27 protein-coding genes are annotated in these 26,433 nt (G+C 72.7%); 8 read left to right on the top strand and 19 right to left on the bottom strand.

Features of this window, described 5'->3' with window-relative positions; translation table 11 throughout:
• The first annotated feature begins 127 nt into the window (after positions 1–127).
• From ACIBEA_RS10585 to ACIBEA_RS10570, 4 genes are read left to right on the top strand one after another with little or no spacing between them, the layout of a single operon-like run.
• Positions 128–820, top strand: coding sequence for a response regulator transcription factor (locus ACIBEA_RS10585; protein ID WP_399259440.1), 693 nt, complete (start codon positions 128–130; stop codon positions 818–820).
• Complete coding sequence (locus ACIBEA_RS10580) at positions 813–2,198, top strand: sensor histidine kinase (RefSeq protein ID WP_399259439.1); 1,386 nt, start codon at positions 813–815, stop codon at positions 2,196–2,198. The genes ACIBEA_RS10585 and ACIBEA_RS10580 overlap by 8 nt, the downstream gene beginning before the upstream one ends.
• 57 nt (positions 2,199–2,255) lie before the next feature.
• Entirely contained in the window at positions 2,256–3,488 is a 1,233-nt protein-coding gene (locus tag ACIBEA_RS10575; protein WP_399259438.1) for an LCP family protein, read from the top strand.
• Entirely contained in the window at positions 3,476–4,867 is a 1,392-nt protein-coding gene (locus ACIBEA_RS10570) for an FtsW/RodA/SpoVE family cell cycle protein (protein ID WP_399259437.1), read from the top strand. Before ACIBEA_RS10575 ends, ACIBEA_RS10570 begins: the two co-directional genes overlap by 13 nt.
• A gap of 28 nt (positions 4,868–4,895) precedes the next feature.
• Here ACIBEA_RS10570 and ACIBEA_RS10565 read toward each other — a convergent pair whose 3' ends face one another.
• The 3 genes from ACIBEA_RS10565 to ACIBEA_RS10555 form a co-directional block, all read right to left on the bottom strand.
• Positions 4,896–5,678, bottom strand: a complete 783-nt coding sequence (locus ACIBEA_RS10565) for a GNAT family N-acetyltransferase (RefSeq protein ID WP_399259436.1) — start codon at positions 5,676–5,678, stop codon at positions 4,896–4,898.
• An 89-nt stretch (positions 5,679–5,767) separates the two neighbouring features.
• The gene (locus ACIBEA_RS10560; RefSeq protein ID WP_399259435.1) at positions 5,768–6,667 is read right to left on the bottom strand and encodes a polysaccharide deacetylase family protein; all 900 of its coding nucleotides are present in this window, start codon (positions 6,665–6,667) and stop codon (positions 5,768–5,770) included.
• Complete coding sequence (locus ACIBEA_RS10555; RefSeq protein WP_399259434.1) at positions 6,664–7,560, bottom strand: polysaccharide deacetylase family protein; 897 nt, start codon at positions 7,558–7,560, stop codon at positions 6,664–6,666. The genes ACIBEA_RS10560 and ACIBEA_RS10555 overlap by 4 nt, the downstream gene beginning before the upstream one ends.
• Before the next feature lie 136 nt (positions 7,561–7,696).
• On the opposite strand from ACIBEA_RS10555, the gene ACIBEA_RS10550 reads away from it, so the two are divergent.
• Entirely contained in the window at positions 7,697–8,887 is a 1,191-nt protein-coding gene (locus tag ACIBEA_RS10550; RefSeq protein WP_399259433.1) for a methyltransferase domain-containing protein, read from the top strand.
• Here ACIBEA_RS10550 and ACIBEA_RS10545 read toward each other — a convergent pair.
• The 5 genes from ACIBEA_RS10545 to tsaB all read right to left on the bottom strand — a co-directional run bounded on the left by ACIBEA_RS10545 (position 8,811) and on the right by tsaB (position 12,259).
• Entirely contained in the window at positions 8,811–9,569 is a 759-nt protein-coding gene (locus ACIBEA_RS10545; protein WP_399259432.1) for a hypothetical protein, read from the bottom strand. The two genes, ACIBEA_RS10550 and ACIBEA_RS10545, sit on opposite strands and share 77 nt — an antisense overlap.
• A 75-nt stretch (positions 9,570–9,644) precedes the next feature.
• Entirely contained in the window at positions 9,645–9,929 is a 285-nt protein-coding gene (locus ACIBEA_RS10540) for a hypothetical protein (protein WP_399259431.1), read from the bottom strand.
• Positions 9,926–11,065 (bottom strand): tRNA (adenosine(37)-N6)-threonylcarbamoyltransferase complex transferase subunit TsaD, encoded by a 1,140-nt coding sequence (gene tsaD, locus ACIBEA_RS10535; protein WP_399259430.1) that lies wholly within the window; start codon positions 11,063–11,065, stop codon positions 9,926–9,928. The genes ACIBEA_RS10540 and tsaD overlap by 4 nt, the downstream gene beginning before the upstream one ends.
• Complete coding sequence (gene rimI / locus ACIBEA_RS10530) at positions 11,058–11,552, bottom strand: ribosomal protein S18-alanine N-acetyltransferase (protein WP_399259542.1); 495 nt, start codon at positions 11,550–11,552, stop codon at positions 11,058–11,060. The genes tsaD and rimI overlap by 8 nt, the downstream gene beginning before the upstream one ends.
• A gap of 44 nt (positions 11,553–11,596) precedes the next feature.
• Positions 11,597–12,259 carry a tRNA (adenosine(37)-N6)-threonylcarbamoyltransferase complex dimerization subunit type 1 TsaB gene (gene tsaB / locus ACIBEA_RS10525; RefSeq protein WP_399259429.1) on the bottom strand — a complete coding sequence of 221 codons (663 nt, stop codon included), beginning with the start codon at positions 12,257–12,259 and terminating at the stop codon, positions 11,597–11,599.
• A gap of 166 nt (positions 12,260–12,425) precedes the next feature.
• Between tsaB and ACIBEA_RS10520 the strand changes: the two genes are divergently transcribed.
• A complete protein-coding gene (locus ACIBEA_RS10520; protein ID WP_399259428.1) occupies positions 12,426–12,986 on the top strand; it encodes a hypothetical protein in 561 nt (186 codons plus the stop codon).
• A gap of 63 nt (positions 12,987–13,049) precedes the next feature.
• Here the strand turns inward: ACIBEA_RS10520 and ACIBEA_RS10515 are convergent, their stop codons facing one another.
• The 8 genes from ACIBEA_RS10515 to ACIBEA_RS10480 form a co-directional block, all read right to left on the bottom strand.
• Positions 13,050–13,241, bottom strand: coding sequence for a hypothetical protein (locus ACIBEA_RS10515; protein ID WP_399259427.1), 192 nt, complete (start codon positions 13,239–13,241; stop codon positions 13,050–13,052).
• 222 nt (positions 13,242–13,463) lie between these two features.
• The gene (gene tsaE / locus ACIBEA_RS10510; protein WP_399259426.1) at positions 13,464–14,015 is read right to left on the bottom strand and encodes a tRNA (adenosine(37)-N6)-threonylcarbamoyltransferase complex ATPase subunit type 1 TsaE; all 552 of its coding nucleotides are present in this window, start codon (positions 14,013–14,015) and stop codon (positions 13,464–13,466) included.
• On the bottom strand, positions 13,975–15,147 hold the full coding sequence (locus tag ACIBEA_RS10505) for an alpha/beta fold hydrolase (RefSeq protein WP_399259425.1): 1,173 nt from the start codon (positions 15,145–15,147) through the stop codon (positions 13,975–13,977). Before ACIBEA_RS10505 ends, tsaE begins: the two co-directional genes overlap by 41 nt.
• Positions 15,148–15,234: 87 nt before the next feature.
• Positions 15,235–16,374, bottom strand: coding sequence for an alanine racemase (gene alr / locus ACIBEA_RS10500; RefSeq protein ID WP_399259424.1), 1,140 nt, complete (start codon positions 16,372–16,374; stop codon positions 15,235–15,237).
• Positions 16,375–16,773: 399 nt separating this feature from the next.
• A complete protein-coding gene (locus ACIBEA_RS10495; RefSeq protein WP_399259423.1) occupies positions 16,774–18,240 on the bottom strand; it encodes an NAD(P)H-hydrate epimerase in 1,467 nt (488 codons plus the stop codon).
• 49 nt (positions 18,241–18,289) lie between these two features.
• On the bottom strand, positions 18,290–18,658 hold the full coding sequence (locus tag ACIBEA_RS10490; RefSeq protein WP_399259422.1) for a holo-ACP synthase: 369 nt from the start codon (positions 18,656–18,658) through the stop codon (positions 18,290–18,292).
• Between the two features lie 19 nt (positions 18,659–18,677).
• The gene (gene glmS, locus ACIBEA_RS10485) at positions 18,678–20,528 is read right to left on the bottom strand and encodes a glutamine--fructose-6-phosphate transaminase (isomerizing) (RefSeq protein WP_399259421.1); all 1,851 of its coding nucleotides are present in this window, start codon (positions 20,526–20,528) and stop codon (positions 18,678–18,680) included.
• Between the two features lie 129 nt (positions 20,529–20,657).
• A complete protein-coding gene (locus tag ACIBEA_RS10480; protein ID WP_399259420.1) occupies positions 20,658–21,443 on the bottom strand; it encodes a hypothetical protein in 786 nt (261 codons plus the stop codon).
• 303 nt (positions 21,444–21,746) lie between these two features.
• On the opposite strand from ACIBEA_RS10480, the gene coaA reads away from it, so the two are divergent.
• Positions 21,747–22,793 carry a type I pantothenate kinase gene (coaA, locus tag ACIBEA_RS10475; RefSeq protein WP_399259419.1) on the top strand — a complete coding sequence of 349 codons (1,047 nt, stop codon included), beginning with the start codon at positions 21,747–21,749 and terminating at the stop codon, positions 22,791–22,793.
• A gap of 58 nt (positions 22,794–22,851) precedes the next feature.
• Positions 22,852–23,826, top strand: coding sequence for a DUF389 domain-containing protein (locus tag ACIBEA_RS10470; RefSeq protein ID WP_399259418.1), 975 nt, complete (start codon positions 22,852–22,854; stop codon positions 23,824–23,826).
• Between the two features lie 17 nt (positions 23,827–23,843).
• Here ACIBEA_RS10470 and glmM read toward each other — a convergent pair whose 3' ends face one another.
• From glmM to rplM, 3 genes are all read right to left on the bottom strand, one after another.
• On the bottom strand, positions 23,844–25,202 hold the full coding sequence (gene glmM, locus ACIBEA_RS10465) for a phosphoglucosamine mutase (protein WP_399259417.1): 1,359 nt from the start codon (positions 25,200–25,202) through the stop codon (positions 23,844–23,846).
• A 135-nt stretch (positions 25,203–25,337) separates the two neighbouring features.
• The gene (gene rpsI, locus ACIBEA_RS10460) at positions 25,338–25,859 is read right to left on the bottom strand and encodes a 30S ribosomal protein S9 (protein ID WP_330332043.1); all 522 of its coding nucleotides are present in this window, start codon (positions 25,857–25,859) and stop codon (positions 25,338–25,340) included.
• Positions 25,860–25,903: 44 nt separating this feature from the next.
• Positions 25,904–26,347, bottom strand: a complete 444-nt coding sequence (rplM, locus tag ACIBEA_RS10455) for a 50S ribosomal protein L13 (RefSeq protein ID WP_354383011.1) — start codon at positions 26,345–26,347, stop codon at positions 25,904–25,906.
• Between the last annotated feature and the right edge of the window lie 86 nt (positions 26,348–26,433).

Below are 26,433 nucleotides of genomic sequence, written 5' to 3'. Positions count from 1 at the left end.
GCTGTGTTGGCACTCACCAGTGGCGAGTGCCAGGCCCGAGACTATTCCGGCGATTAGCACTCGGTCAAGCGGAGTGCCAATTTCTCGCGTCCGGTGTTGTCCCCGCCCGGTGTGTGACGCTTGGTTCGTGCGCATTCTCGTGGTCGAAGACGAAGAGGGGCTGGCCGAGTCCCTCCGGCGCGGCCTGTCCGCCGAGGGCCACTGGGTCGAGGTCGCGCACGACGGCCACCGCGGCCTGGAACTCGCGCTCAGCGGCGGTCCCTACGACGTGGTCCTGCTGGACCTGATGCTGCCCGGGCTCAGCGGGTACGAGATCTGCACGCGGATGCGCGCCCACGGCGACGCGACCCCGGTGCTGATGCTCACCGCCAAGGACGGCGAGTACGACGAGGCCGAGGGCCTGGACTCCGGCGCCGACGACTACCTGACCAAACCGTTCTCCTTCGTCGTCCTGTGCGCCCGCGTCCGGGCGCTGGCCCGGCGGGCCGGGGCCCCCGGGCGCGCCGCCACCCTCCAGGCCGGCGACCTCTTCCTCGACCCCGAGGCCCGCCGCTGCCGCCGGGGCACCCTGGACATCGAGCTGACCGCCCGCGAGCTGGGCGTGCTGGCCTGTCTGATGGAGAACCCGGGACGGGCCGTGGCCAAGCAGGAGATCCTCGACGAGGTCTGGCGCTCCCCCGGCGGCTCCGCGGGCATCGACCCGAACATCGTCGAGGTGTACGTCTCCTCGCTGCGCAAGAAGATCGACGCCCCCTTCGGGCGCCGCTCCATCCGCACCGTCCACGGCACCGGCTACCGGATGGCCCCCGACGGTGGTTAGGCCGCCCAAGGCCCGCAAGAGACGGCCCAGCAGCGTCCGGGCCCGCGCGGCCCTCGCCGCCGCGCTCGCCATGGCGGCCGTCCTGGCCGTCGGCGGGATCTGGCTCTACGGCCTGCTGCGGGCCAACCTGCTGGACAACACCAACGGCCGCACCGAACTGGCCGCCCGCAAGGTGGCGGCCCAGCTCGACACCCGGACCCTGCCCGCGGGGCGGCTGCCGGCCCCCGAGAGCGGGGTGGACCTGGTGCTCGTCCTGGACTCCGCCGGCGCGGTGACCGCCGCCAGCGGGGATCCCGGGCGGCTGCCCGCCGAGCTGGCGGGGCTGCGGCCGGCCGCCGGGGCGGATGCGCGCGCGGCCGTCCTGCCGCCGCCCGCCCCCGGGAGCGGCGAGCGGCGCGCGGTGGTCGTGGTCCGCTCCCCCGGGGCGCCCGGGGCCGCCGGGACGCCGCACTACGTCTACGCGATGACCGTCCTCGGGGACGTGGACGGCGCCACCCGTTCCGTCGCCTACGGGATGCTGGGCGGCGCGCCCCCGCTGATCGCCTTCGCCGCCGCGCTCGCCTGGTGGGTCGCGGGGCTGGCGCTGCGTCCGGTCACCGCGATCGGCGACGCCCTGGCCTCGGTCACCGCGAGCGAGCTGGACCGGCGGGTGCCCGACCCCGGCGGGGCGGACGAGATCGCGCGCCTCGCCCGGACCGTGAACGACACCCTGGATCGGCTGGAGCGCTCGGACGCGCGCCAGCGCCAGTTCACCGCCGATGCCTCGCACGAGCTGCGCAATCCGCTGGCCGCCGTGCGGTCCCGGCTGGAGGTGGCGTTGGAGGAGCCCGACCGGGAGTCGGTCGCGGCCGCCCTGGCCGACACCGAGCGGCTCCAGCGGATCGCGGCCGACCTGCTGCTGCTGGCCCGGCTCGACGGGCGGCCCGCGCCGCGCACCGAGCCGGTGGACCTGGCGCTGCTGGCCGCGGAGGACGCGGCCCGGCGGCGCGCGCCGCGGGTGCGGCTGCGGGTGGCGGCGGGGGCGCCCGTACCGGCGGTCGGGGATCCGGCGCGGCTGGAGCGGGCGCTGGCCAACCTGGTGGACAACGCGCTGCGGCACGCCCGTACCGAGGTGGTCGTACGGGCGTACGCGCGCGGTGGCTGGAACGTGCTGGAGGTCGCCGACGACGGTCCGGGGATCCCGGCGGCGGACCGGGACCGGGTCTTCGAGCGGTTCGTCCGGCTGGACCCGGACCGGGGCCGGGCCAGTGGCGGCACCGGGCTGGGCCTGGCCATCGCCCGGGAGATCGCCCGCTCGCACGGCGGCGAGGTGAACGCGGCGGCCCCGGCGGACGGCGGCGGGGCGCGCCTGGTTCTGCGACTGCCGGCCGGGTCCTGAAAGGGTCTTCAGGACCCTCAGGTTTCCTTCAGCGACCGGCCCCCAGCATCGGATGGCATGAGTGCGCATCGCAGGAAGACGGGTCAGGGCACCCGGGGGGCACGGGGGCCGCACCGGCGGATCGGGCGCGCGCTGCTGGTCACCGGCTGCGCGCTGGCCGTGCTGGCGGGGGCCACGGGCTGGTACCTCTACGACGACCTGGCGGGCAGCATCGGCAGCTCCAAGGCGTTGAAGGGCGCCGAGAAGTCGCAGGCCGGGGATCTGAACATCCTGTTGATGGGGCTGGACAGCCGTCGGGACCAGAACGGCGAGCCGCTGCCCGACTCGGTCCTCGACAAGCTGCACGCCGGCAGTTCCGACATCGGCGGCTACAACACGAACACCCTGATCCTCCTGCACGTGCCCGCCGACGGCGGCAGGGCGAAGGCCTTCTCCATCCCGCGCGACGACTTCGTGACGATGCACGGGGTGCCCGGGGACACGGGCAAGCAGAAGATCAAGGAAGCCTACGGGCGGGCGAAGGCGAAGCGCGAGGACCAGCTGTCCGGCCAGGGGGTCAAGGACGGCCGGCAGCTGGAGCGGGAGGGGCGCGAGGCGGGGCGCAAGGCCTCGCTCGACACGGTGCGGGCGTTCCTGGGCGTGCCGATCGACCACTTCGCCGAGCTGAACCTGGCCGGTTTCTACCACGTGGCGGACGCCCTGGGCGGCGTACCGGTGTGCCTGAACAAGGCGGTCAAGGACAAGAACTCCGGCGCGGACTTCCCGGCCGGGCGACAGACCCTGAACGGGCAGCAGTCCCTGGCCTTCGTGCGCCAGCGGATGGGTCTGGACGGGGGCGACCTGGACCGGACGCGGCGCCAGCAGGCGTTCCTGGCCGGGGCGACGAAGAAGCTGAACGACGCGGGGACCTTTACGGATCCGGTGAAACTGCTCAAGCTGATCAACACGGCCAAGCAGGACGTGGTGACCGATGAGGGCTGGGACCTGATGTCCTTCGTCAAGCAGGCGAAGAACCTGTCCGGAGGCAATGTGGAATTCACGACACTGCCGATCGAGAGGTTCGGAAGCAACCATGGGACCGACATCAACGTCGTAGACGATATGAAGATAAAGCGCCTCATTGCCGAGCAGATAGGGCCCAGGGCGACCGCGAGCCCGAATGCACCGGGTGGCGCTGCCCCGTCACCGGGTACCGGGACCGCGGGTTCGACCCCACCGGTCGCGCCGCCGCCGACCGCGGACGAGAGGAAGCCCGCCATCGACGGCGGCGGCATCCCGTGCGTGGACTGACCCCGAGTACGACGGCGGGCGCCCGCCGTCGTACGGAAGCACTGCTGCTGGTCCTGGTCGTCACCATCACCGTCTTCGGGCACGTGAGCGCGAACCTGGCGATGAACGACCAGCTGCCCGCCAACCTCACCGGCTTCGCGGTCAGCATGACGCTGCTGTCGCTGGTGGGGCACCTCGGCGTGCGCCGGTTCGCCTCCCACGCCGATCCGCTGATCCTGCCGCTGGCGATGCTGCTCACCGGGCTGGGGCTGGTGCTGCTGCACCGGCTGGACCAGGCGTACCTGAAGGCGAGCAGCAAAGCCGTGGCGTACGCGCCCAGTCAGCTGGTCTGGTCGGTGGTGGGCGTCGCGGCCTGCCTGGGCGTGGTGGCGCTGTTGCGCGACCACCGGCTGCTCCAGCGGTTCATCTACATCACGATGGTCGTCTCGCTGGTGCTGCTGATCGCGCCCGCGTTCTTCGGCGCGGACACGTTCGGCGCGAAGCGGTGGATCATCATCTTCGGGATGTCGATCCAGCCCGGCGAGTTCGTGAAGATCATGATCGTGGTGTTCTTCGCGGGGTACCTGGTCCTGCACCGCGACACCCTGGCCCTGACCGGGCGCAAGTTCCTGGGGATGCGGCTGCCGCCGATGCGCCAGCTCGGCCCGATCATCACGGTGTGGATCGTCTCGCTGCTGGTGCTCGTCTTCGAGCGCGACCTCGGCACCTCACTGATCTTCTTCGGCGCCTTCGTGGTGATGCTCTACGTCGCCACCGAGCGCACCAGCTGGATCGTCTGCGGCGGGCTGATGGCCGCCGTCGGCGCCTTCGTCGTGGGTTCAACCCAGCCGCACGTGAAGGGCCGTGTGGCCGCCTGGCTGGACCCGCTGTCGTACTACCAGAACCCGCGGCCGCCGGGCATCATCTCCGACCAGTCGGCGCAGGCGCTGTTCAGCTTCGGCACCGGCGGGGTCTCGGGCACCGGGCTGGGCATGGGCCATCCCGAGCTGATCGGCTTCGCCGGGCAGAGCGACTTCATCCTGACCACGGTCGGCGAGGAGCTGGGCCTGGCCGGGGTGATGGCGGTGCTGATCATCTACGGGCTGCTGGTCCAGCGGGGGCTGCGGATGGCGCTCGGCGCCCGCGACCCCTTCGGAAAGCTGCTGGCGGTCGGCCTGGCCTCGTCCTTGGCGCTCCAGGTGTTCGTGGTCGCGGGCGGGGTGACCGGCCTGATCCCGCTCAGTGGAAAGGCGCTGCCGTTCCTGGCGAGCGGCGGTTCGTCGCTGCTGGCCAACTGGATCATGATCGGGTTGCTGATCCGGATCAGCGACAGCGCGGAGCGTCAGCGGGAGGCGGACTCCCAGCCGATGTCGGAGCCCCCGGCCACGCTGGCGGCGTAGCCCCTCGGTCGGCCGTGGTTCACGTGGTTCAGCCGCGGTCGAAGACGTGCACCCGGCCCACCTGGACGAAGCCCCGGCGCGCGTACCAGTGCCGGGGCCAGTCGGCCTCGTCGGCGGTGAGGAAGCGCGTGCCGCAGCCGGCGTCGGCGGCCGCGCGCAGGGCCGCGCCGAGGACCGCGTCGCCGTGGCCGCGGCCCAGGTGCTCCTCGGCGGTCATCAGGTCCTCGATCTGTGCGGTGCCCGAGGCCGGGTCGAGGTAGAGGTCGCACCAGGCGGCGACGTCCCCCTCGGCGCTGCGGGCGCCCAGGAAGCGCACGTCGGCGGCGCCCCGCAGGCGGGCCCGGCGCCGGGCCACGAGCTGGTCCAGCTCCGCCGCCTCGGCCTTCGGGAGGAACCCGCGCCAGCGGCGGGCGAGCGGCTCGCGGAAGGCCGCCAGGTCCACCTCCCCGGCGGCGGGCACCTCGGCGGCGGCCGGCACCGGTCCGGTGTGCCGCAGGACGACCAGGGTCAGGTGGGTGTAGCCGGCCCGGACCATGGACGGGGCCGCGGCGGCTCCGACCGCCTCGTCCAGGACGCTGACCAGCCGGAAGGGCAGGTGCCCGAGCGCCTCGTCGGCGAGGGCGGGGAGCGCGTCGGGATCCAGGGCGGCGGGGGCGTCGATGACGACCTGGTTGTCGGCCCGGGAGTGGTGGAAGGTGTCGTCGAGCGCGGCGAACCCGCCGGCCAGGCCGACCGTCCGCTCCGCCTGCCTACGGGCGAAGCCGGACATGAAGGTGGTCATCGACTGGATCTCGGGGGCCGGTGCGCGCATGTGCGCAGCCTAACGAGCACCCGGCCGGGGCCGCCCGCCCTTTTCCGGCCCGCCGCAGCGGCCCGGCTCAGCGGCCCGGCGGAGGACCCCTAGAGGTAGTCCTCCAGGCGCCCGATCCGGTAGCCCTGCTCCTGTATGCGCTGGAGCATCCGGGTCGTCATCTCGATCTCCGTCGCGCCCTTCAGCTCGGCCGGGCCGCGGAAGTGGGCGAGGACGATGTCACCGGGCTTCAGGGCGTCGCCCTCGGCGTACTGGAAGTTGTTGATCTGCATCGACGCCTGCCACAGGACCGCGTACGAGAGTCCGCACTCCGAGGCGGCGCGCAGGGTGTCGTCGTTGTAGTTGCCGTACGGCGGGCGGAAGAGGGTCGGCTTGGCGCCGAAGCGCTTCTCCAGGCGTTCCTGCTGACCGCATATCTCCTTCTTCTGCGCCGCGAAGGACAGCGTGCGCAGGTTCGGGTGGGTCAGCGTGTGGTTGTTTATCGTGCTGTGCGAGCCGTTGTCGCGGAGCGACTGGAAGTGCCCGTAGTCCGACGAGGCGATGTTGTCCGTCAGGAACATGCTGATCGGCAGCTTGAGGTCGGCCGCCATCTTCAGGAACTCGGGGTTCTTCTCCGCGCCGTCGTCGAAGGTCAGGAAGACGGTCTTCTCCCCGGCGGGCACGGGTATGCGGTTCACCACGGGTATCTTGCCCGGCCCGGCCTTCGGGAACTGCGGCTTCTGCGCGGGCTTCGCCGCGAATTCCAGCGGCTTGGCGAGGCCCCACCGCTTGTGGGCGTCGTTCGCGGAGGCGCTCGCGGAGGGCGCGGGGGACGGCTTGGCGCTGCCGCCTCCCGGGCCCGTGCCGTCCGTCGCGGTTCCCTGCGACGCCTGCGCCGTCTTGCGGCCGAGCCGCTCGATGGGGTCCACGCTGTTCCCGCACCCCGAAAGGGACAGCGCGAGCGCGCCGGCCGCCAGCGTTCCGGCCGTCAACCGGCGCGCGATGCTCACAAGTAATCCTCCAAGCGGGCCACGGCGTATCCCTTCGCCGTGACGGTCTTCATCACCTGGCGGATCATGTCAGGCATCGTGCCCTTCCAGTCCTCCCGCCCCCGGAAGTGCGTGAGGATGATGTCGCCGGGGTGCAGGTCCTTGTCCTCTTCCCGCCAGTCCATTCTGTCCGTGAACGCCTCCGCGTTCCAGATCGGAACGGCCTTCACTCCGCACGACTTCGCGGCGCGCAGCGTGTCCTGGTTGTAGTTGCCGTACGGCGGGCGGAATAGGGTCGGCCGCTTGCCGAACTCCTTCTGGATGGTGTCCTGCATGCCGCAGATCTCCTGGCGCTGCTTCTCGTAGGAGAGGGCGGGCAGGTAGCGGTGGTTGAGCGTGTGGTTGTTGAGGGAGACGCCCGCGGACTGCATCTCCTTGAAGTACGCGTAGTTGTCGCGCACCAGGTAGTCGCTGAGGAACGCCGTGTACGGGATCTTCAGCTCCTGCATCATCTTCAGGAACTCGGGGTCCTTCTCGGCCCCGTCGTCGATCGTCAGGAAGACGACCTTGTCCTCGGTGGGCACGGTCGTGAAGACCGGCGGGAGCTCGTCACCGTCCTCCACCTCGAAGCCCTTGCGGAAGGTGATCTCCGGCTTGGTCTTCGGCGCCGCGGGAGCGGCGAGCGGTGCCTGGGCCAGCCCCCACTTCTTGGCGGCGAGGGCCCGTGCCTGCTGGAGCTGCTGGGCGCTGACCGCGGGGCCGCCCTGGGCGCCGCTGCGGCCGGTCTCCGCCTTCTTGTCCTTCACCGCGGGGGCGGACCCGGTCGAGCCGCAGGCCGTCCCGAGGGCGGCGACCAGCAGCGCGGCCAGCGCCACCCCGTACCGGCCGCGCGTGCCCGCGACTCGGTGACCCATACGCGACTTATTTCCGTTTTTTCCTACTAGCTGCATAGCTGCGCATCCTGGCACCCGGCCCCCGCCCTCCCGCGGCGACACCGCGACCGGCGGCGGACGATCCATCGAGTGGCCCAAACTGTCCGACAATGAAGCGGTGAACCCCGAAGACTTCGCCGCCCTGCTCGCCCCCGAGGGCCGCGCCCTGCTCGACTCGCTGCGCGACTACGACCCGGCCCAGGAGCTGGCCGTGGCCACCCGGCTGCGCCGCGAACACCCCGCCGAGCTGGTCTCCGCCGCCCTCGGGCAGGCCCGGCTGCGCCAGCGCGCGGTGGTGAAGTTCGGGGCCGACGACGCGTACCGGATGTACTTCACGCCCGGCGGCGGCGAGATGGCCACCCGGGCGGCCGTGGCGACGTACCGCGCCGAGCGGATCGCCGCACTCGGCGTACGGTCGGTCGCCGACCTGTGCTGCGGCATCGGCGGGGACGCGCTGGCGCTGGCCCGCGCCGGGATCCGGGTGCTCGCCGTGGACCGGGACCCGCTGACCGTCGCCGTCGCCCGCGCGAACGCCGAGGCGCTGGGGCTGGCCGACCTGATCGAGGTCGTGGAGGCCGATGTCACCGAGGTCGACACCGCCGGCTACGACGCCGTCTTCCTCGACCCGGCGCGGCGCGGCGGACGCGGGAGGATCTTCGACCCCGAGGGGTACTCGCCGCCGCTGTCCTGGGCCGTGGAGACCGCCCGCGCGGCGAAGTACGCGGCCATCAAGATCGCCCCCGGGATCCCGCACGAGGCCGTCCCCGCCGAGGCCGAGGCCGAGTGGATCTCCGACGGAGGGGACGTGAAGGAAGCCGTGCTCTGGTTCGGGACCTCGCCCGGCGCCATCCGCGCGACCCTGCTCCCCGGACCGCGCACGCTGCGCACCGAGGACCCGCTGCCCGACCCGGAAGCCGGACCGGTGGGCCGCTACCTCTACGAACCGGACGGCGCGGTCATCCGCGCCCACCTCGTCGCCGAGGTCGCCGAGCAGCTCGACGGGCGGCTGATCGACCCGACCATCGCCTACATCACCGCCGACGAACTGCGCGCGACGCCGTACGCCACCGCCTACGAGATCACCGACGTGCTGCCCTTCGGCCTCAAGAAGCTCAAGGCCCTGCTGCGCGAGCGCGGAGTGGGCATCCTGACCGTCAAGAAGCGCGGCTCCGCGATCGAACCGGAAGAGCTGCGCCGCAAGGTCAAACCGCAGGGGCCGAACTCCGCGACGGTCATCCTGACCCGAGTGGCGGGCGCTCCTTCGATGCTGATCGGCGCTCCTGCACCGGTACCGACGCCCCAGGGGTGACGGCGGCGGCGCTCCCGGGCGGTGCGACCCCCGGCGGGCCCGCCCCGGGCGGCACGGCCGGCGGGCGCCGGAGCGGGCGGAAGGCCCGCAGGGCCCACCGGTAGTGCGCCGCCGCCTTGCCCGCACCCAGCAGCCCGGTGATCCACAGGATCATCCCGAGGCCCATCAGAGAGGCCACCTCGCCGTAGGTCTCCGAGCCGGGTCGGGCGGCGCTCGCGCTCCCGAAGGTCACCCACAGCCCGAGCCCGCACAGGACCAGTGAGGACAGCAACCACGCCAGGCTCCGCCCGGGCATCCGCAGCCGGGCGTCGTTGACCGGATCGCGGTCGGACTCGGCCCACGCGGAGAGCAGTTGGCGCACCCGGCGGTCCCGCTTGGCGCCCCACACGAACCAGAATCCGGCCGGTACGAGGACCCCCGCACCCAGGACCAGGAAGACGACGCCGACGAACTGCTCGGTCAGGCCGCCCTCTTCGAAGGCCATCAGCGCCATGCCGACGAAGGACCAGCCGAGGGCGAAGACGGCGCTGACCGCCCAGAGCAGCAACAGCCGCCCCGTGCCCAGGCTCAGCCGCTCCAACTCCCCCAGGTAGCGGGCCCGGTCGGCCCGGACGGCGTGGGCGTCCAGCCATGCGCGCAGGTGCGCGGGCGGCGGCGGTGGCGGCAGGTCACTGCGGGGCATGCGCATGACGATAGCGGCACTCCGGAGCCGCCCGGGCCCGGGCCGGGTGCGGGCCGGGTGCGGGCCGGCCACCGGTCAGCCGCCGGTCCGCTCCACGGACTCGAAGCGCCACCGGTGCACCGGCCGGGCGATCAGGTCGGCGGCCGGTTCGGGCAGTTCGGGCAGCGCGTCCGCGCCGTCGCCCGCACCGGCGCCCACCTCCCACCAGGTGATGACCAGGACCCGGTCCTGCGGCGCCCGGAACACCTCGCGGCGCACCGGTTCACGGGCGAGCACCTGCGAACGGGCCCATTCCAGCAGCTCGTTGCCCCGGCCGTCGGCGGCCCGGGCCTCCCACATCACGGCCATGGTGGTGCTCATGAGTACAGGTTGTCCTTGCTCAGCTCGTGCACGTGATCGTGGTCGTGCGCGTGGCCGTGCGCGTGCCCGTGCCCGTCACCGTGCTCGTGCGACGTACCGGGCACGTGCGGTTCGGTCACCGGCAGCGAGGAGTCCGCCGAGAGGTCCCAGTCCGAGGCCGGCCGGTTCCGCTTGACCATCTCCGCGCCCAGCGCCGCCACCATCGCGCCGTTGTCCGTGCACAGCTTCGGCCGCGGCACCCGCAGCACGATCCCGGCGTCGTCGCAGCGCTCCTGCGCCAGCGAGCGCAGCCGCGAGTTGGCCGCCACGCCGCCGCCGATCATCAGGTGGTCGACGCCCTCGTCCTTGCAGGCGCGGATCGCCTTGCGCGTCAGCACGTCCACCACGGCCTCCTGGAAGGACGCGGCCACGTCGCGCACCGGCACCTCCTCCCCGGCCTTGCGCTTCGCCTCGATCCAGCGCGCCACGGCGGTCTTGAGCCCGGAGAAGGAGAAGTCGTACGCGGCGTCGCGCGGCCCGGTCAGCCCGCGCGGGAAGTTGATCGCCTTCGGGTCGCCCTCGCGCGCGAGCCGGTCGATGACCGGACCGCCCGGGAAGCCCAGCTGGAGCACCCGCGCGATCTTGTCGAAGGCCTCGCCCGCCGCGTCGTCGATGGTCGCGCCCAGCGGCCGTACGTCGCTCGTGATGTCCGGGGCCAGCAGCAGCGAGGAGTGGCCGCCGGAGACCAGCAGGGCCATCGTGGGCTCCGGCAGCGGCCCGTGCTCCAGCTGGTCCACGCAGATGTGGGAGGCCAGGTGGTTCACGCCGTAGAGCGGCTTGCCGAGCGCGTAGGCGTAGGCCTTCGCCGCCGATACGCCGACCAGCAGCGCCCCGGCCAGGCCGGGGCCCGCGGTCACGGCGATGCCGTCGAGGTCGCGGGCGCTGACCCCGGCCTCCTTCAGGGCGCGCTCGATGGTCGGGACCATCGCTTCCAGGTGTGCGCGCGAGGCCACCTCGGGCACGACCCCGCCGAAGCGCGCGTGCTCGTCCACGCTGGAGGCGATCGCGTCGGCGAGGAGCGTGGTGCCGCGCACCACGCCGACGCCGGTTTCGTCGCAGGACGTCTCGATGCCGAGGACGAGCGGTTCGTCAGCCATGGGATTCACCTTGAACTGGTCCGTCCAAGGGGACGGAACGTGCGGGATCGGAGAGTCGCATCACGAGCGCGTCGATGTTTCCGGGCTGGTAGTAGCCGCGCCGGAAGCCGATCGGCTCGAAGCCGAAGCGCTCGTAGAGCCGCTGGGCGCGGGTGTTGTCCACCCGTACCTCCAGCAGCACTTCGGCGCATTCGAAGGCGGTGGCGGCGCCGAGCAGATCGGTGAGCAGCCGGGCGCCGAGCCCGGTCCCCCACTGATCGCGGGCCGCCGCGATGGTCTGTACGTCGCCCAGGTCGCCGACGGCGGCGAGCCCGGCGTAGCCGACCAGGCGGCCGCCGTCCGCTTCCTCGGCGACCACGTAGCGGCGGGTGGCCAGCGGCCCGCGGGCGTGCGCCAGCTCGGACCAGAACATCCCCGCGGACCAGGCGTCCTCGGGGAAGAGCTCCTGCTCCAGCTCCAGCACGGACCCGATGTCCCACCAGCGCATCTCGCGCAGCAGGACGGCCGGGGCGGGCGGCGCGGTCGGGGCCGTCACTGGGGTGTGACCACCTTGTAGTTCTTGGGCACCTGGGCGTCGGGGCGGCGCAGGTACAGCGGGGTCGGCGGGAGGAACTCCGCCCCCGCCGCAAGCCGCTCCGCGGCCAGGGCGGCCAGCGCGCCGGCCGACTGGTGCTCGGGGCCGCGCGCGTCCGGGAAGTGGTCGGGGTAGAGCAGCGCGCCCGCGCCCACCACGGGCAGTCCGGCGAGCTGCTCGGCGATGTCGGCCGGGCGGTCCACGGCGGGCTCGGTGACCCGGGTGCGCGGGTCCTCGTAGCGGGCCCAGTACACCTCCTTGCGGCGGGCGTCGGTGGCCACCACGAAGGGGCCCTCGATCCCGGTGTCCCGGGCGGCGTAGGCCAGCCCGTCCAGGGTGCACAGACCGTGCACCGGCACGCCGAGGACGGAGGCGAAGGTGGAGGCGGTGACGAGGCCGACGCGCAGCCCGGTGTACGGGCCGGGGCCCACGCCCACGACGACGCCGGTCACCGCGTCGAGCTTCAGCCCGGCTTCGGTGAGGACCTTGTCCACGGAGGGCAGCAACAGCTCCCCGTGGCGGCGGGCGTCGACCTGGTGGGCCTCGGCGACGACGGACTCACCGTCGTGCAGGGCGACGGTGACGGCGGGCGTGGCGGTATCTACAGCGAGCAAGAGCACGCGAACAGCCTACGACTCCGCGGCCCGGGCCCCTTGCGGCCGGTCGAGCGGCGGCCCGGCTGCTACCGTCAGCGCGGGTGTAGCAGCGGGAGCCACCGAGCGGTGGATCCCCGCGGGGGCCCTCGGGAAACCGGGGGACCCGAAGGCAGCGGAGAGGTGGAGCAAGGTGGCACGCAGCAGCTCGGGAATCGTGGCCGGGCTCACCGCCGCGGCACTGGCAGCGGTCGGTTTCCTCGGCTACCAGGCGTCGGCGAGCGCTCCGGCCCGCCCGGCACCGGCCGCCCAGCAGCCGGCCCCCTCCACCGCGCCGAGCCAGTCCACCGCACCCGAGGCGCCGGGCAAGCCGGGGCCGGTCCCGGCCGACTCGGGCAAGGGCGTGCGCGTCGTCTACTCCGTGTCCCAGAAGCGGGTCTGGCTGGTGGGCGGGGACGGCGTGGAGACGAAGACCTTCTCGGTGATGCCGAGCACGGTGCACCCCAAGACCGGCAGCTACTCGGTCGACACGCGCCAGGGCGCGGTCACCGGGTCCGACGGCGCGGCGGTCGAACACATCGTGCGGTTCGCGACGACCGACGGGGTCGTGATCGGTTTCAGCGCCCGTAAGGACGGCGCGACGCCGGAGCCGGACGCGACGAAGAAGACCGGCGGCATCCGCATGACGCGGGCCGACGGCGACGCGATGTGGAACTTCGCCACGATCGGCACGCGGGTCAACGTCGTCGCGTGACGGCGCGCGCGGCTCCTGCGGGACGACCGCCGGATTGACCCGAACGGGTGACACGCACAGGACTCAGGCCGCTTCGGACTCCGGAGCGGCCTGCGTGCGTACGGGCGCGGGCGCGGGTGTGGACGCGGCCGGCCGCGCGGGCGGGGTCGACACGGCGGTGGCGGCGAGACAGGACGCGAGCAGCGCGCCCATCGAGGGCCCGGGCGCGACTGCGGACGCCCCGGACGGGCGGGGAACACGCTCTGCTGCCGACATGGCTGCCTCCTGGGCGCTCGACCGACGTCGAAGTTAGGTATACCTAACCAGCTCTCGGTACCATGTCATCACGCCACCGACCATCGGCGCAACATTTTGCCGACACCTTGTCGGTACCCGTCGGAACCTTGTCGGAACGTCCAGGCCCGCACGCGAACGGCCCGGCCCGCACCCCTCGAAAGGGACGCAAGGACCGGGCCGCAAGGACCTACTTCACCGGAACTACACCTGGGACCCGCCGGCCAGCGCCGCGATCCCCGCGTCCGCCCAGCGCGCGCCCACCCCGTACACCGACACCTGGCGCACGTCGTCGAGGACCTCCTCGTGGCCGACCGCGCGCGCGATCACCACGTGCAACCGGTCGTCGGAGAGCTCCTCCACCTTGCCGTCGCCCCATTCGACGACGACCACGGACTCGGGCAGCGAGACGTCGAGGTCCAGGTCCTCCATCTCGTCCAGCCCGCCGCCGAGCCGGTACGCGTCCACGTGGACCAGCGCCGGACCGTCGCCCAGCGGCGGGTGCACCCGGGCGATCACGAAGGTCGGCGAGGTCACGGCCCCGCGCACGCCGAGGCCCTCGCCGAGGCCCCGGGTCAGGGTGGTCTTGCCCGCACCGAGCTCACCGGTCAGCAGGACGAGGTCACCGGGGCGCAGCAGCGCGGCGAGCTGGCGGCCCAGGTCCCGCATGGCGTCGGGGGAATCGATCGTGATCAGAGCACGGCCGGTCGCGGCCTCAGCCGCCCGGTCGTGCGGTGCTTGCAGCGGTGCTTCCATGCCCGCCAACGTTAGTCGCTGCCGGGACCGCGCCCGTGCGCGCGAGGAGGTCGGTCAGCAGTGCGGTGACGGTCTCCGGGCGCTCCAGCATCATCAGGTGGCCGGTCTCCTCCAGGACCACCAGCTCCGCGTCCGGCAGCTCGGCGGCGATCGCCACGCTGTGCTCGGGCGGGGTGATCATGTCGCGGTCCCCGGCGACCACGGTGACGGGGAGGTCCGCGAAGTGCTGGAGGGCGGCCGTCTTGTCGTGAAGCATGATCGCCGGGAAGAACTCGGCGACCACGTCGATCGGGGTCGCCTCGATCAGCCGCTCGGCGAAGCGCGCCACGTCCGGGTCCACGTCCGGCGAGCCGAACGAGTACCGCTTGATCATGCCCGCGAAGAGGTCCGCGGTGGCCCGGCGCCCCTTCTCCACCAGCTCGACCTGCGAGCACAGCGCGCGCAGCACCCCCGGAAGCACCCGGCGCACCGCGCTGACCCCGACCGAGGGGAGCCCGTACGTCACCTCGCCGAGCCGGCCGCTGGAGGTGCCCACGAGTGCCACGCCGACCACCCGGTCGCGCACCAGCTCGGGGTACTGGGCCGCCAGCGCCATGATCGTCATGCCGCCCATGGAGTGGCCCACGAGGACCAGCGGCCCCTCGGGCGCGGCCGCGTCGATGACGGCCTTGAGGTCGCGGCCGAGCTGGTCGATGGTGACCGGTTCGCCGTCCGCCTGCGCGAGGCCGCGCGCGGAGCGGCCGTGGCTGCGCTGGTCCCAGTACACGGCGCGGACCACCCCGCGCAGCGCGGCGCGCTGGAAGTGCCAGGAGTCCTGGGCGAGGCAGTAGCCGTGGCAGAAGACGACGGTGGCGGCCGGAGCGGGCTTGCGGCGCAGGCGGCGGCGCTTGGCGCCGTCCTCGGGGAGCTCGTCGCTCTCGTAGTGGAGCAGCGTGCCGTCCTCGGCGCGGCACGTGCCCTCGGCGCCGCGCAGGGTGCCGTAGGGGCCCGACGCGTCGAGCGCGAGGCGCGCCTTCGCCCGGATCCCACGGCCGACCGTGAGCCGCTCGACGGCCACTCCGGCCGCCGCACCCGCCGCCACGACGCCGATCGCGGCGCCCGCCCAGCCCGCCTTTCGCCAGTTCTCGCTCACGCCGACCTCACTCAGCCATGAAACCCAGACGTACCGGACAAACCAACAATCAGCCTGACACAGGAACCACCCGTAAGGATCACCCGATCACGCATGGAGATGCACCCGGGGCACCCGGGACCCGATCCGCGTGACGATCTCGTAGGCGATGGTGCCCGCGGCCCGCGCCCAGTCCTCCGCGGTCGGCTCGCCCGCGTCGCCCGGGCCGAAGATGACGGCCTCGTCACCGGAGCGCACGTCCGCGCCGGGCCCGAGGTCCACCACGAACTGGTCCATGGCCACCCGCCCGGCCACCGTCCGCACCGCACCGCCGACCAGCACCGGGCCGGTGCCCGAGGCGTGCCGCGGGATGCCGTCGGCGTACCCGGCCGGGATCAGGGCGAGCCGCGTGTCGCACGGCGTCGTGTAGTGGTGCCCGTAGCTGACGCCGTGGCCGCCCGGCACGTCCTTGACCAGCGCCACCGAGGCCTTGAGCGTCATCGCTGGGCGCAGCCCGAGCTGGGCGGAGGTGCCCAGCTCCGGAGCGGGCGAGACCCCGTAGACAGCGAGCCCGCAGCGCACCAGGTCGAAGTGGCTCTCGGGGAGCGTCAGCGTGGCCGGGGAATTGGCGATGTGCCGGACCTCGGGCTCCAGGCCCTCCTTCTCCGCGTAGCCGACCATCTCGCGGAAGGCGGTCAGCTGGAGCTGGATGGAGGGGTGGCCGGGCTCGTCGGCACACGCGAAGTGCGACCACAGGCCGGTGACCTTGACGGTGCCCTCGGCCTCGGCGGCGACGGCGGCGCCGACCAGTTCGGCCCAGTCGGCGGGCTGGCAGCCGTTGCGGCCGAGGCCGGTGTCGGCCTTGAGCTGGATCCTGGCCGTGCGCCCGGCGACACGCGCGGCCGCCCGCACCTCCTCCAGCGCCCACAGCCCGCTCACGGCGACGTCGACATCACGCTCGACGGCCTCCTGCCAGGGCCCACCGGGGGTCCACAGCCAGCACATGACCCGGCCCTCGATGCCCGCGTCGCGCAGGGCGAAGGCCTCCTGCGGGGTCGCCGTACCGAGCCAGGTCGCGCCCGCCTCCTGGGCAGCCCTGGCACAGGCCACGGCCCCGTGACCATAGGCGTCCGACTTGACGACGGCCATCAGCTCGGCCCGGGGTGCCCGGTCGCGCAATGCGCGCACGTTCCCCCGTACGGCGTCAAGATCGATCTCGGCGTGTACGCGCGGCGGTGTCTCGTTCATCGCCGCAAGTGTCTCAGAACCCCACCAGCGCGCCGCTCAAGCACCCGAGGAGCCCACACCTTGACCAGGTTTCCCGCGCCCCGGCTCCCGCCCCACGGCGCGGGTCGCGGTCGGGACGGGGACCCGCAGGGGCGTCCCCGCAGGACGAGCGGTCCCCACCGAACGCCCCCGCCCCCGCGGCGCGGGTCGCGGTCGGGACGGGGACCCGCAGGGGCGTCCCCGCAGGACGAGCGGTCCCCACTGGCCACACCATCCGACCCCCCGCGGCCGCGAGCCGAGGAGACGCTCCTGCGGGTCCCCGGCACGACCGCGGCCCGCGCCCACCCCCAGCCCGTCCGGCGCTTGAGGACCCGCCGCAGGCCCCACGGACCCGCACCGACCCGTCGGGGGCAACCGGCGTCAGGACGGACCGGAACCCGCCGGGAACGAGACGTCCCGCCAAGCCCCCGGCACCGCCTCCGCCACCCCGTGCGCCAGCACCGGCCCCCCCGAGGCCGCCCGCCGCCCCGCCAGCCCGTGCAGGTACGCCGCCACCGCCCCCGCGTCCACCGCCCCCAGCCCCGCCGCCAACAACGCCCCCGCCACCCCCGACAGCACGTCACCACTGCCCGCGGTGGCCAACCACGGCGTCCCCGTGGCATTCACCCGAACCGGCCCCGCCCCAGACCCCGCACCCGCACCCGCACCCGCACCCGCACCCGCAACCAACGTCGTCGACCCCTTCAGCAGCACCGCGACCCCGTACCGCCCCGCCAACTCCCGCACGGAAGCCAACCGCGCCCCCTCCACCTCCGCACGCCCCACCCCCAGCAGCGCCGCCGCCTCCCCCGCGTGCGGGGTCAGCAGCACCGGCCACGGGTGCGCCCGCAGCGCCGCGGGGTCCAGCCCCCGCAGCCCGTCCGCGTCCACCAGCACCGCCGCGCCGTCCGCCGCCGCACCCGCCAGCAGCTCCGCGACCTCGCCCTCGCGCCCCGACCCCAACCCCGGCCCCACCACCCAGGACTGCACCCGGCCGCGCCCGACCAGCGTCTCGGGGTACCGCGCCAGCACCATCTCCGCCGCGCGCGCGGGCCCGACGTACCGCACGGCCCCCGCCCCGCCCCGCAGCGCACCCGCGACGGACAGCACCGCCGCCCCCGGATACTGCTCCGACCCGGCGACGACGCCCACGACCCCGCGCCGGTACTTGTCGCTCTCCGCCGTGGGTACGGGCAGCAGCGCGCCCACGTCGGCGTGCTGGAGGGCCTGCGCCACGGCGGTGTCCGGCAGCGTCAGCCCGATCTCCACCAACCGCACCACCCCGGCCCGCTCGGCCCCGGGGTCGATCAGCAGCCCCGGCTTGTACGCCCCGAACGTCACGGTGACGTCGGCCCGTACGGCCGCACCCGCGACCTCTCCGGTGTCCGCGTCCACCCCGCTCGGCAGGTCCACCGCGACCACCCGCGCACCGCGGGGCACCTGCGCCACCAGCGCGGCCGCCGCCGGACGCAGCCCACCGCGCCCGCCGATGCCCAGCAGTCCGTCCACGACCAGGTCCACCCGCTCCGGCACGCGCTCGGCCTGCCGGCCCCCGACGGCCCGCAGCGCGGCCAGTCCCCCCGCGTGCACCCGCTCGGGGTCCAGGAGCACGGCCGTCACCCCCGCGCCCCTGCGCGCCAGGCGCGCGCCCGCGTAGAGCGCGTCACCGCCGTTGTCCCCGGTCCCCACGAGCAGCGCCACGCGCGCCCCGTACACCCGCCCGAGCAGTCCGGCGCAGACGGCGGCCAGTCCCGCGGCCGCCCGCTGCATCAGGGCACCTTCGGGCAACCGCGCCATCAGCTCGTGCTCGGCGGCCCGTACGGTCTCCACGCTGTAAGCAGTACGCATGGCACCAGCGTGCCCGATCCCCCCGTCGCCCGGACGGCAACGGCCGCGATCACCCCTCGGCGATCACGACGGCCGAGGCCACCCCCGCGTCGTGGCTTAGCGAGACGTGCAAGGAGCGCACGCCGAGCGCCTGCGCCCGCGCCGCCACCGTCCCGGACACCCGCAGCCGCGGCTGCCCGGTCGGCTCGACGTACACCTCGGCGTCGGTCCAGAGCATCCCGGCGGGCGCGCCGAGCGCCTTGGCCAGGGCCTCCTTCGCGGCGAACCGGGCGGCGAGCGAGGCGGGTCCGCGCCGCTCGCCGCTCGGCAGGTTCAACTCCGTCTCGACGAAGAGCCGCCGCGCCAGCCTGGGCGTACGCTCCAGCGACGCCGCGAACCTGTCGATCGCGGCCACGTCGATCCCCACACCGATGATCACTTCTACGAACTCGCTTCGCTCACTCCACCGTCACGGACTTGGCGAGGTTACGCGGCTGGTCCACCTCATTGCCCCGCGCCGTCGCCAGCTCGCACGCGAACACCTGCAACGGCACCGTCGCCACCAGCGGCTGGAGCAGCGTCGGCGTGGCCGGGATCCGGATCAGGTGGTCGGCGTACGGGACCACCGCGTCGTCTCCCTCCTCCGCGATCACGATCGTGCGCGCCCCGCGGGCCCGGATCTCCTGGATGTTCGACACGATCTTGTCGTGGAGCACCGAACGGCCCTTCGGCGACGGCACCACGACCACCACCGGCACGTCCTTCTCGATCAGCGCGATCGGCCCGTGCTTGAGCTCCCCCGCCGCGAAGCCCTCGGCGTGCATGTACGCCAGCTCCTTGAGCTTGAGCGCGCCCTCCAGCGCCACCGGGTAGCCGACGTGCCGCCCGAGGAAGAGCACCGTGTTCTTGTCCGCGAGCGAGCGGGCCAGCTCCCGGACCGGCTCCATGGTCTCCAGTACGGCGTCCACCGCGCCCGCGATGTCGGACAGTTCGCGGATCACCGCCCGGATCTCGTCGCCCCACTTCGTGCCGCGCACCTGGCCGAGGTACAGCGCGACCAGGTAGCAGGCGACCAGTTGGGTCAAGAACGCCTTCGTCGAGGCGACGGCCACCTCCGGACCGGCGTGCGTGTACAGGACGGCGTCGGACTCGCGGGGGATCGTCGACCCGTTCGTGTTGCAGACGGCCAGCACCTTCGCGCCCTGCTCCCGGGCGTGGCGCAGCGCCATCAGCGTGTCCATCGTCTCGCCGGACTGCGAGATGGCGATGACGAGGGTGCGCTGGTCGAGGATCGGGTCCCGGTAGCGGAACTCGCTCGCCAGCTCCGTCTCGCACGGGATCCGCGTCCAGTGCTCGATGGCCAGCTTCGCGATCATGCCCGCGTGGTACGCCGTACCGCAGGCCACGATGACGACCTTGTCGACCTCGCGCAGGACGGAGGCGGGGATGCGGACCTCGTCCAGGGTGAGCGAGCCGCTCGCGTCGATCCGGCCGAGGAGGGTGTCGGCGACGGCCTTCGGCTGCTCGGCGATCTCCTTGAGCATGAAGTAGTCGTAGCCGCCCTTCTCCGCGGCCGAGGCGTCCCAGTCGACGTGATAGCCGCGCACGGAGGCGGCCGAGCCGTCGAAGTTGGTCACCGAGACCCCGTCGCGGCGCAGCTCGACGACCTGGTCCTGCCCCAGCTCGATCGCGGACCGCGTGTGGGCGATGAACGCGGCCACGTCCGAGGCGAGGAAGTTCTCACCCTCTCCGACGCCCACCACCAGCGGGGAGTTCCGGCGCGCGCCGACCACCACGTCCGGGGCGTCCGCGTGCACCGCGACCAGGGTGAACGCGCCCTCCAGCAGCCGGCACACGCGCCGCATGGCCTCGGCCAGGTCGCCGCCCGCCTCGGCGAACCGCTCGGCCAGCAGGTGGGCGACGACCTCGGTGTCCGTCTCGGACTCCAGCCGGTGCCCACGCTCCGTCAGTTCGGCCCGCAGCGCGGCGAAGTTCTCGATGATGCCGTTGTGCACGACGGCCACGCGCCCGGCGTTGTCCAGGTGCGGGTGGGCGTTGAGGTCGGTGGGCCCGCCGTGGGTCGCCCACCGGGTGTGCCCGAGTCCCGTGGAACCGGCCGGCATCGGGTGCCCGACCAGTTCCTTCTCCAGATTGACCAGCTTGCCGGCCTTCTTGACCGAGGCGAGGCCCCCGTCGGCGAGCACGGCGACACCCGCCGAGTCGTACCCCCGGTACTCCAACCGCTTGAGTCCGGCGATGACCACATCGAGCGCAGATTGCGCTCCCACGTAACCCACGATTCCGCACATAGGCGGCACCCTACGCCGCGGCCGGTGCGCATTCCGGTACCCGAACCGGACGAAAAACCCGCCCCGGCGAAAGGGCCGGGGCGGGTTGACGTCGCACGGCCGCCGGGCGGCCGGGATTTCGGGACGGACTCAGCCGAGCTTCTTGACCTGCGCGTCGACGACGGCCTTCGACGCCTCGCCGTTCCCACCGAACGAGATCGTGTAGAGCGCCGCGAGGGTGTTGCCCTTACGGACCACGACGAGCTGGGTGGGGGTCTTCTCGCCCTCCAGCTCGCGCTCGACGTTGAAGGCCACGGCCTCGTCACCGGCGGTCACCACGGAGCCCGGGGCGACCTTGGTGACCTTGCCCGTGTCGGCCTCCTTGGCTCCGGGGTAACCGGCGGCGCACGCCGTACCGGCCGCCTTCACCGCGGCGAAGGCCTCCTGGGCGCCCTTGCCCTCGTAGGAGTTGAGGCCGTCCATCGTGACCGTCAGCTTCAGGGCGTCCGTGATGGCCTTGAGCTTCTCCTCCGGGGAGGCGTCGTCGGCCGGCTTCTTGGGCTTGGTGGTGGCCTTGGTCGCGACGTTGGCCGCGGCCTTGCCCGGGCCGCTGCCCGCCATCACCAGGGCCAGCGGCTGGCACTCGGCCTTGGTGGTCGCGTAGGCCGCGGCGGCCTCCTGGAGCTCGCTCGCCGTGGCCTCCTTGACGACGTGCTCCGCCAGGTCGGCCTGGGTGACCAGCAGCGTCTTCAGCTCGGCGGCGGTCTTCGCCTTCGCGCCCGCGTCGGCGGCCGGCGCGGACGGGGCGGCCGAGGTGGCACCGCCGTCCTTCGACTCGTCCTTCGCGGCCTTGTCCGCACCGCAGGCGGTGGCCAGCAGCACCAACGACACCGCCGAGGCGGTCAGGACGGAACGGCGGACGAGAGTGGAACCCACGATGAATCTCCCCTATGACTCAAAACGATCACTGCGACTGCGCAGCCCACGTAATGTACGAGTAAATTCGCACTGGCGTACTGCAATATCGGGCCGCGGCCGAAAATCGTGATCACGGTGAGACCCGGCCGGACCTGACCGACTCCGACGGGCTTCTCGGCCCGCTTCTCGAAGCACACCGCCACCACCCGGCCGCCCCGGCCCCTGGAGTCGCGGTCGATTTCGGCGCCAACCGGCCAAGATCAGCGCCCACGTGACCGACCACACCACCCACAACGGCCCCGGACCCCCGACAATGGCGTTGTGATCACTTCGCCGCCACGAAGCACCACGGACCCCGCCACGGGCTGCGCAACGGAGCGCGCCGACCGGCCGGACCGACCCGCGCACCGCCGGGCGGACGCCTCGCCGTACGTCGACCTCACCCGGGCCGAGTGGAGCGCCCTGCGCGAGCGCACCCCGCTGCCGCTCACCGCGGACGAGCTGGAACGGCTGCGCGGCCTCGGGGACGTGATCGACCTGGACGAGGTCCGCGACGTCTACCTGCCGCTCTCACGGCTGCTCAACCTGTACGTCGGCGCCACCAGCAACCTGCGCGGCACCCTGAACACCTTCCTCGGCGACGCGGGCAACGGCCACGGCGCCCAGCGGGGCACGCCCTTCGTCATAGGGGTCGCCGGTTCCGTGGCCGTCGGCAAGTCCACCGTGGCCCGCCTGCTCCAGGCGCTGCTCGCCCGCTGGCCCGAGCACCCGCGCGTCGAACTGGTCACCACGGACGGCTTCCTCTACCCGATGAAGGAGCTCCAGCGCCGCGGCCTGACCGCCCGCAAGGGTTTCCCCGAGTCCTACGACCGCCGCGCGCTCACCCGTTTCGTCGCCGACATCAAGGCCGGCAAGGACGAGGTCACGGCCCCGGTCTACTCGCACCTCATCTACGACATCGTCCCGGGCGAGCAGCTCGTCGTGCGCCGCCCCGACATCCTGATCGTCGAGGGCCTGAACGTCCTGCAGCCCGCGCTGCCCGGCAAGGACGGCCGTACCCGGGTCGCCCTCGCCGACTACTTCGACTTCAGCGTGTACGTGGACGCGCGCCCCGAGGACATCGAGCGCTGGTACCTGGGCCGCTTCCGCAAGCTGCGCGAGACCGCCTTCCAGAATCCTTTCTCCTACTTCCGCAAGTACACCCAGGTCTCCGAGGAGGAGGCGCTGGACTACGCGCGGACCATGTGGCGGACGATCAACCGGCCCAACCTGTTGGAGAACGTCGCCCCCACCCGCGGCCGCGCCACCCTCGTCGTCCGCAAGGGCCCCGACCACAAGGTGCAGAAGCTCAGCCTGCGCAAGCTCTGAAAGGCCCCGGAGGCCCCGACAGCCCCGGGGCCGGTGCCCCGCCCGCTAACCTGCCGGGATGCTGCACGTACGCATGATCACCCCGGCCCACCGCACCGACGAGGTGGTCGCGCTCGTCCGGCGGACGGTCGGGACCACCCACCTGGCCGTGCTCGCGGGCGCCGCCCTCGATCCGGCCGGCGACCTGGTGCTGTGCGACGTGGCCCGGGAGTCCGCCGACGAGTTGCTGGTCGAGCTGCGCGCGCTCGGCCTCGACGACGTCGGATCGATCACGGTCGAGGGGATCGACCTGACGCTCTCGCGCAGCGCCGACCGGGCCGAGCGGGAGGCCCCGGGCGAGGGCGCCGACGCGGTGATCTGGGAGCAGTTGACCGAGGCGACCCACGAGGAGTCCACCCTCTCGATCACCTACCTGGCCTTCCTCGCCATCGCGACGATGATCGCGGCCTGCGGGGTGGTCCTGGACAACGCGATCCTGATCGTGGGCGCGATGGCGGTGGGCCCGGAGTTCGGCCCGCTCGCCGGAGTGTGCACGGGCCTGGTCCAGCGGGCACCCCGGCTGGCCGCCCGCTGCCTGATCGCCCTGCTCGTGGGCTTCGCCGTCGCGATGGCGGCCACGACCCTCTTCAGCCTGGCGATGGACGCGCTGGGCCAGTTCGACCGGGCCATGCTCGACGATCCGCGCCCGAACACCAGCTTCATCTGGCAGCCGGACCCGTTCTCCTTCGTCGTCGCGGTGCTCGCGGGCGTGGCGGGCGTGCTGTCCCTGACCTCGGCCAAGTCGGGCGCGCTGGTCGGAGTCGCGATCTCGGTGACCACCGTCCCGGCGGCGGCGAACGCCGCGGTGGCCCTGGGCTACGGCGAGTTCGCCCAGATGTGGGGCTCCGCCGAGCAGCTGCTGCTGAACCTCGCCGGGATCATGGTCGCGGGCACGCTGACCCTCACCGCCCAGAAACTGCTGTGGCGCACCCAGCAGGGCCGGATGCTCCGGCCGCAGGGTGCGCCACAGGGAAGTGGGCAGCGAAAGTCCTAGCCCGGGGCGGAACGGTCCTAGCCCAGGGCGGACTTCACGACGTCGGCGAGGCGGCCCGCGATCGCGCGCGCCTGCTCGATGTCGGCGGCCTCCACCATCACCCGAACGAGCGGCTCCGTACCGGACGGACGCAGCAGCACCCGGCCGGTGGTGCCCAGTTCGCGCTCGGCCTCGGCCACCGCGGCGGCCAGCTCGGCAGAGGTGCCGACCCGCGTGCGGTCCACGTCGGGGACGTTGACCAGGACCTGCGGCAGCCGCCGCATCACCCCGGCCAGATCGGCCAGGGTCCGACCGGTCGCGGCGATCCGAGCGGCCAGCATCAGGCCGGTCAGGGTGCCGTCGCCGGTGGTGGCGTGGTCGAGGATGATCACGTGGCCGGACTGCTCGCCGCCGAGCGCGTAGCCGTGCTCCTTCATCGACTCCAGCACGTAGCGGTCGCCGACACCGGTCTGCACGACCTGGATGCCCTCGCCCTCCATGGCCAGTTTGAAGCCGAGGTTCGACATCACGGTGGCGACCACGGTGTTCTCCCGCAGGTGGCCCGCCTCGCGCATGGACAGCGCCAGGACGGCGAGGATCTGGTCCCCGTCGACCTCGTTGCCCTCGGCGTCCACGGCCAGGCAGCGGTCGGCGTCGCCGTCGTGCGCGATGCCGAGGTGCGCGCCGTGCTCGACCACGGCCGCCTTGAGCAGGCCGAGGTGGGTGGAGCCGCAGCCGTCGTTGATGTTGAGGCCGTTGGGCTCGGTGCCGATCGTGATGATCTCGGCGCCCGCGCGGGTGAAGGCCTCGGGCGAGACGTGGGCGGCCGCGCCGTGCGCCTCGTCCAGGACGACCTTGAGCCCGTCCAGGCGGTTCGGCAGGACGCCGATCAGGTGGGCGACGTAGCGGTCGAAGCCCTCGGTGTAGTCGGAGACGCGGCCGACGCCGGAGCCGGTGGGCCGGTCCCAGGGAGCGCCGGTGCGGTGCTCGTCGTAGACGGACTCGATCCGGTCCTCCAGCTCGTCGGCGAGCTTGTGGCCGCCGCGCGCGAAGAACTTGACGCCGTTGTCGGGCATGGCGTTGTGACTGGCGGAGAGCATCACGCCGAGGTCGGCGCCCAGCGCCCCGGTGAGATACGCCACCGCCGGGGTGGGCAGCACACCGACGCGCAGGACGTCCACGCCCGCGCTCGCGAGGCCGGCGACGACCGCGGCCTCCAGGAACTCGCCCGAGGCACGGGGGTCGCGGCCGACGACGGCGGTCGCGCGGTGCCCCTCGAAGGTGCCCGCTTCCGCGAGGACATGGGCTGCCGCGACGGAGAGGCCGAGCGCGAGCTCGGCCGTCAGATCCGCATTGGCGACACCGCGTACACCGTCTGTGCCGAAGAGTCGTCCCATGTTGTCCTCCGAGGTTTCGCGTTGCGCGCAGTGACCGCTTGTGACAGTTATTTGCCGCTTGTGGCGGTAAACGAACCGCCCCGACAGCACAGAGTGTGCCGCCGGGGCGGGATCGTGCAGACCAGCAGGCGCAGATTAACGCTTGCTGTACTGCGGGGCCTTACGGGCCTTCTTGAGACCGGCCTTCTTGCGCTCGACCGCACGGTCGTCACGCGAGAGGAAGCCGGCCTTCTTGAGCGCGGCGCGGTTGTTGTCCACGTCCGCCTCGTTCAGCGCACGGGCCACGCCGAGGCGCAGGGCGCCGGCCTGACCGGAAACGCCGCCACCCGAGATGCGGGCGATGACGTCGTAGCGGTTGTCGAGCTCGAGCACCTTGAAGGGCTCGTTGACTTCCTGCTGGTGCACCTTGTTGGGGAAGTAGTCCTCAAGGGTGCGACCGTTGATCTTCCACTTGCCGGTGCCCGGAACGATCCGGACGCGGGCGATGGCGTTCTTGCGACGGCCCAGGCCGGCGGCCGGCTGCGGGTCGCCGAAGCGGCCGGCGAGCGACTCGGAGGTGTAGTCACCCTCCGGAACGTCCGCAGACTCGGTGGTGTACTCCTCGACAGCGCCCTCGAACTCTTCGTCGATGACAGTCTCGGTGGTGGTCTCGGCCACGATGCTCCTCAGAATTTTCTACGTCTTAGGGGGTGTGGCCGGAACTACTGCGCGACCTGGGTGATCTCGAACGGCACCGGCTGCTGGGCAGCGTGGGGGTGCACCTCGCCCGAGTAGACCTTCAGCTTCGAGAGCATCTGGCGGCCCAGGGTGTTCTTGGGGATCATGCCCTTGACGGCCTTCTCGACGGCCTTCTCCGGGTTGTTCGCCAGGAGGTCGTCGTAGCGGACCGAACGCAGACCGCCCGGGAAGCCAGAGTGGCGGTACGCCATCTTCTGGGTCGCCTTGTTGCCGGACAGGTGAACCTTGTCGGCGTTGATGATGATGACGAAGTCGCCCATGTCCATGTGGGGGGCGTAAGTCGGCTTGTGCTTGCCGCGGAGCAGGTTCGCGGCCTGGGTCGCCAGACGGCCGAGGACAATGTCCCGGGCGTCGATGACGTGCCAGACGCGCGAGATGTCGCCGGGCTTGGGGCTGTACGTACGCACGGTCGTAGCCTTCGCTTCTTCAGTGATGGGTATTCCCATATGGCGTGAGACCTTGGGAACGGGTCCTGACAAGGCCACCACGGACG

This window comes from Streptomyces sp. NPDC051555, assembly GCF_044454405.1.
Taxonomy (GTDB): domain Bacteria; phylum Actinomycetota; class Actinomycetes; order Streptomycetales; family Streptomycetaceae; genus Streptomyces.
This window is presented reverse-complemented; position numbering and strand designations above follow the sequence as displayed.

Bases quoted from the DNA above. Each gene is read 5' to 3' on its own strand.
- ACIBEA_RS10575 (WP_399259438.1), top strand. From the start codon at position 2,256: ATGAGTGCGCATCGCAGGAAGACGGGTCAGGGCACCCGGGGGGCACGG.
- ACIBEA_RS10565 (WP_399259436.1), bottom strand. From the start codon at position 5,678: ATGCGCGCACCGGCCCCCGAGATCCAGTCGATGACCACCTTCATGTCC.
- ACIBEA_RS10555 (WP_399259434.1), bottom strand. From the start codon at position 7,560: ATGGGTCACCGAGTCGCGGGCACGCGCGGCCGGTACGGGGTGGCGCTG.
- ACIBEA_RS10545 (WP_399259432.1), bottom strand. From the start codon at position 9,569: ATGCCCCGCAGTGACCTGCCGCCACCGCCGCCGCCCGCGCACCTGCGC.
- ACIBEA_RS10540 (WP_399259431.1), bottom strand. From the start codon at position 9,929: ATGAGCACCACCATGGCCGTGATGTGGGAGGCCCGGGCCGCCGACGGC.
- tsaD (WP_399259430.1), bottom strand. From the start codon at position 11,065: ATGGCTGACGAACCGCTCGTCCTCGGCATCGAGACGTCCTGCGACGAA.
- rimI (WP_399259542.1), bottom strand. From the start codon at position 11,552: ATGCGCTGGTGGGACATCGGGTCCGTGCTGGAGCTGGAGCAGGAGCTC.
- ACIBEA_RS10515 (WP_399259427.1), bottom strand. From the start codon at position 13,241: ATGTCGGCAGCAGAGCGTGTTCCCCGCCCGTCCGGGGCGTCCGCAGTC.
- tsaE (WP_399259426.1), bottom strand. From the start codon at position 14,015: ATGGAAGCACCGCTGCAAGCACCGCACGACCGGGCGGCTGAGGCCGCG.
- alr (WP_399259424.1), bottom strand. From the start codon at position 16,374: ATGAACGAGACACCGCCGCGCGTACACGCCGAGATCGATCTTGACGCC.
- ACIBEA_RS10495 (WP_399259423.1), bottom strand. From the start codon at position 18,240: ATGCGTACTGCTTACAGCGTGGAGACCGTACGGGCCGCCGAGCACGAG.
- glmS (WP_399259421.1), bottom strand. From the start codon at position 20,528: ATGTGCGGAATCGTGGGTTACGTGGGAGCGCAATCTGCGCTCGATGTG.
- ACIBEA_RS10470 (WP_399259418.1), top strand. From the start codon at position 22,852: ATGCTGCACGTACGCATGATCACCCCGGCCCACCGCACCGACGAGGTG.
- glmM (WP_399259417.1), bottom strand. From the start codon at position 25,202: ATGGGACGACTCTTCGGCACAGACGGTGTACGCGGTGTCGCCAATGCG.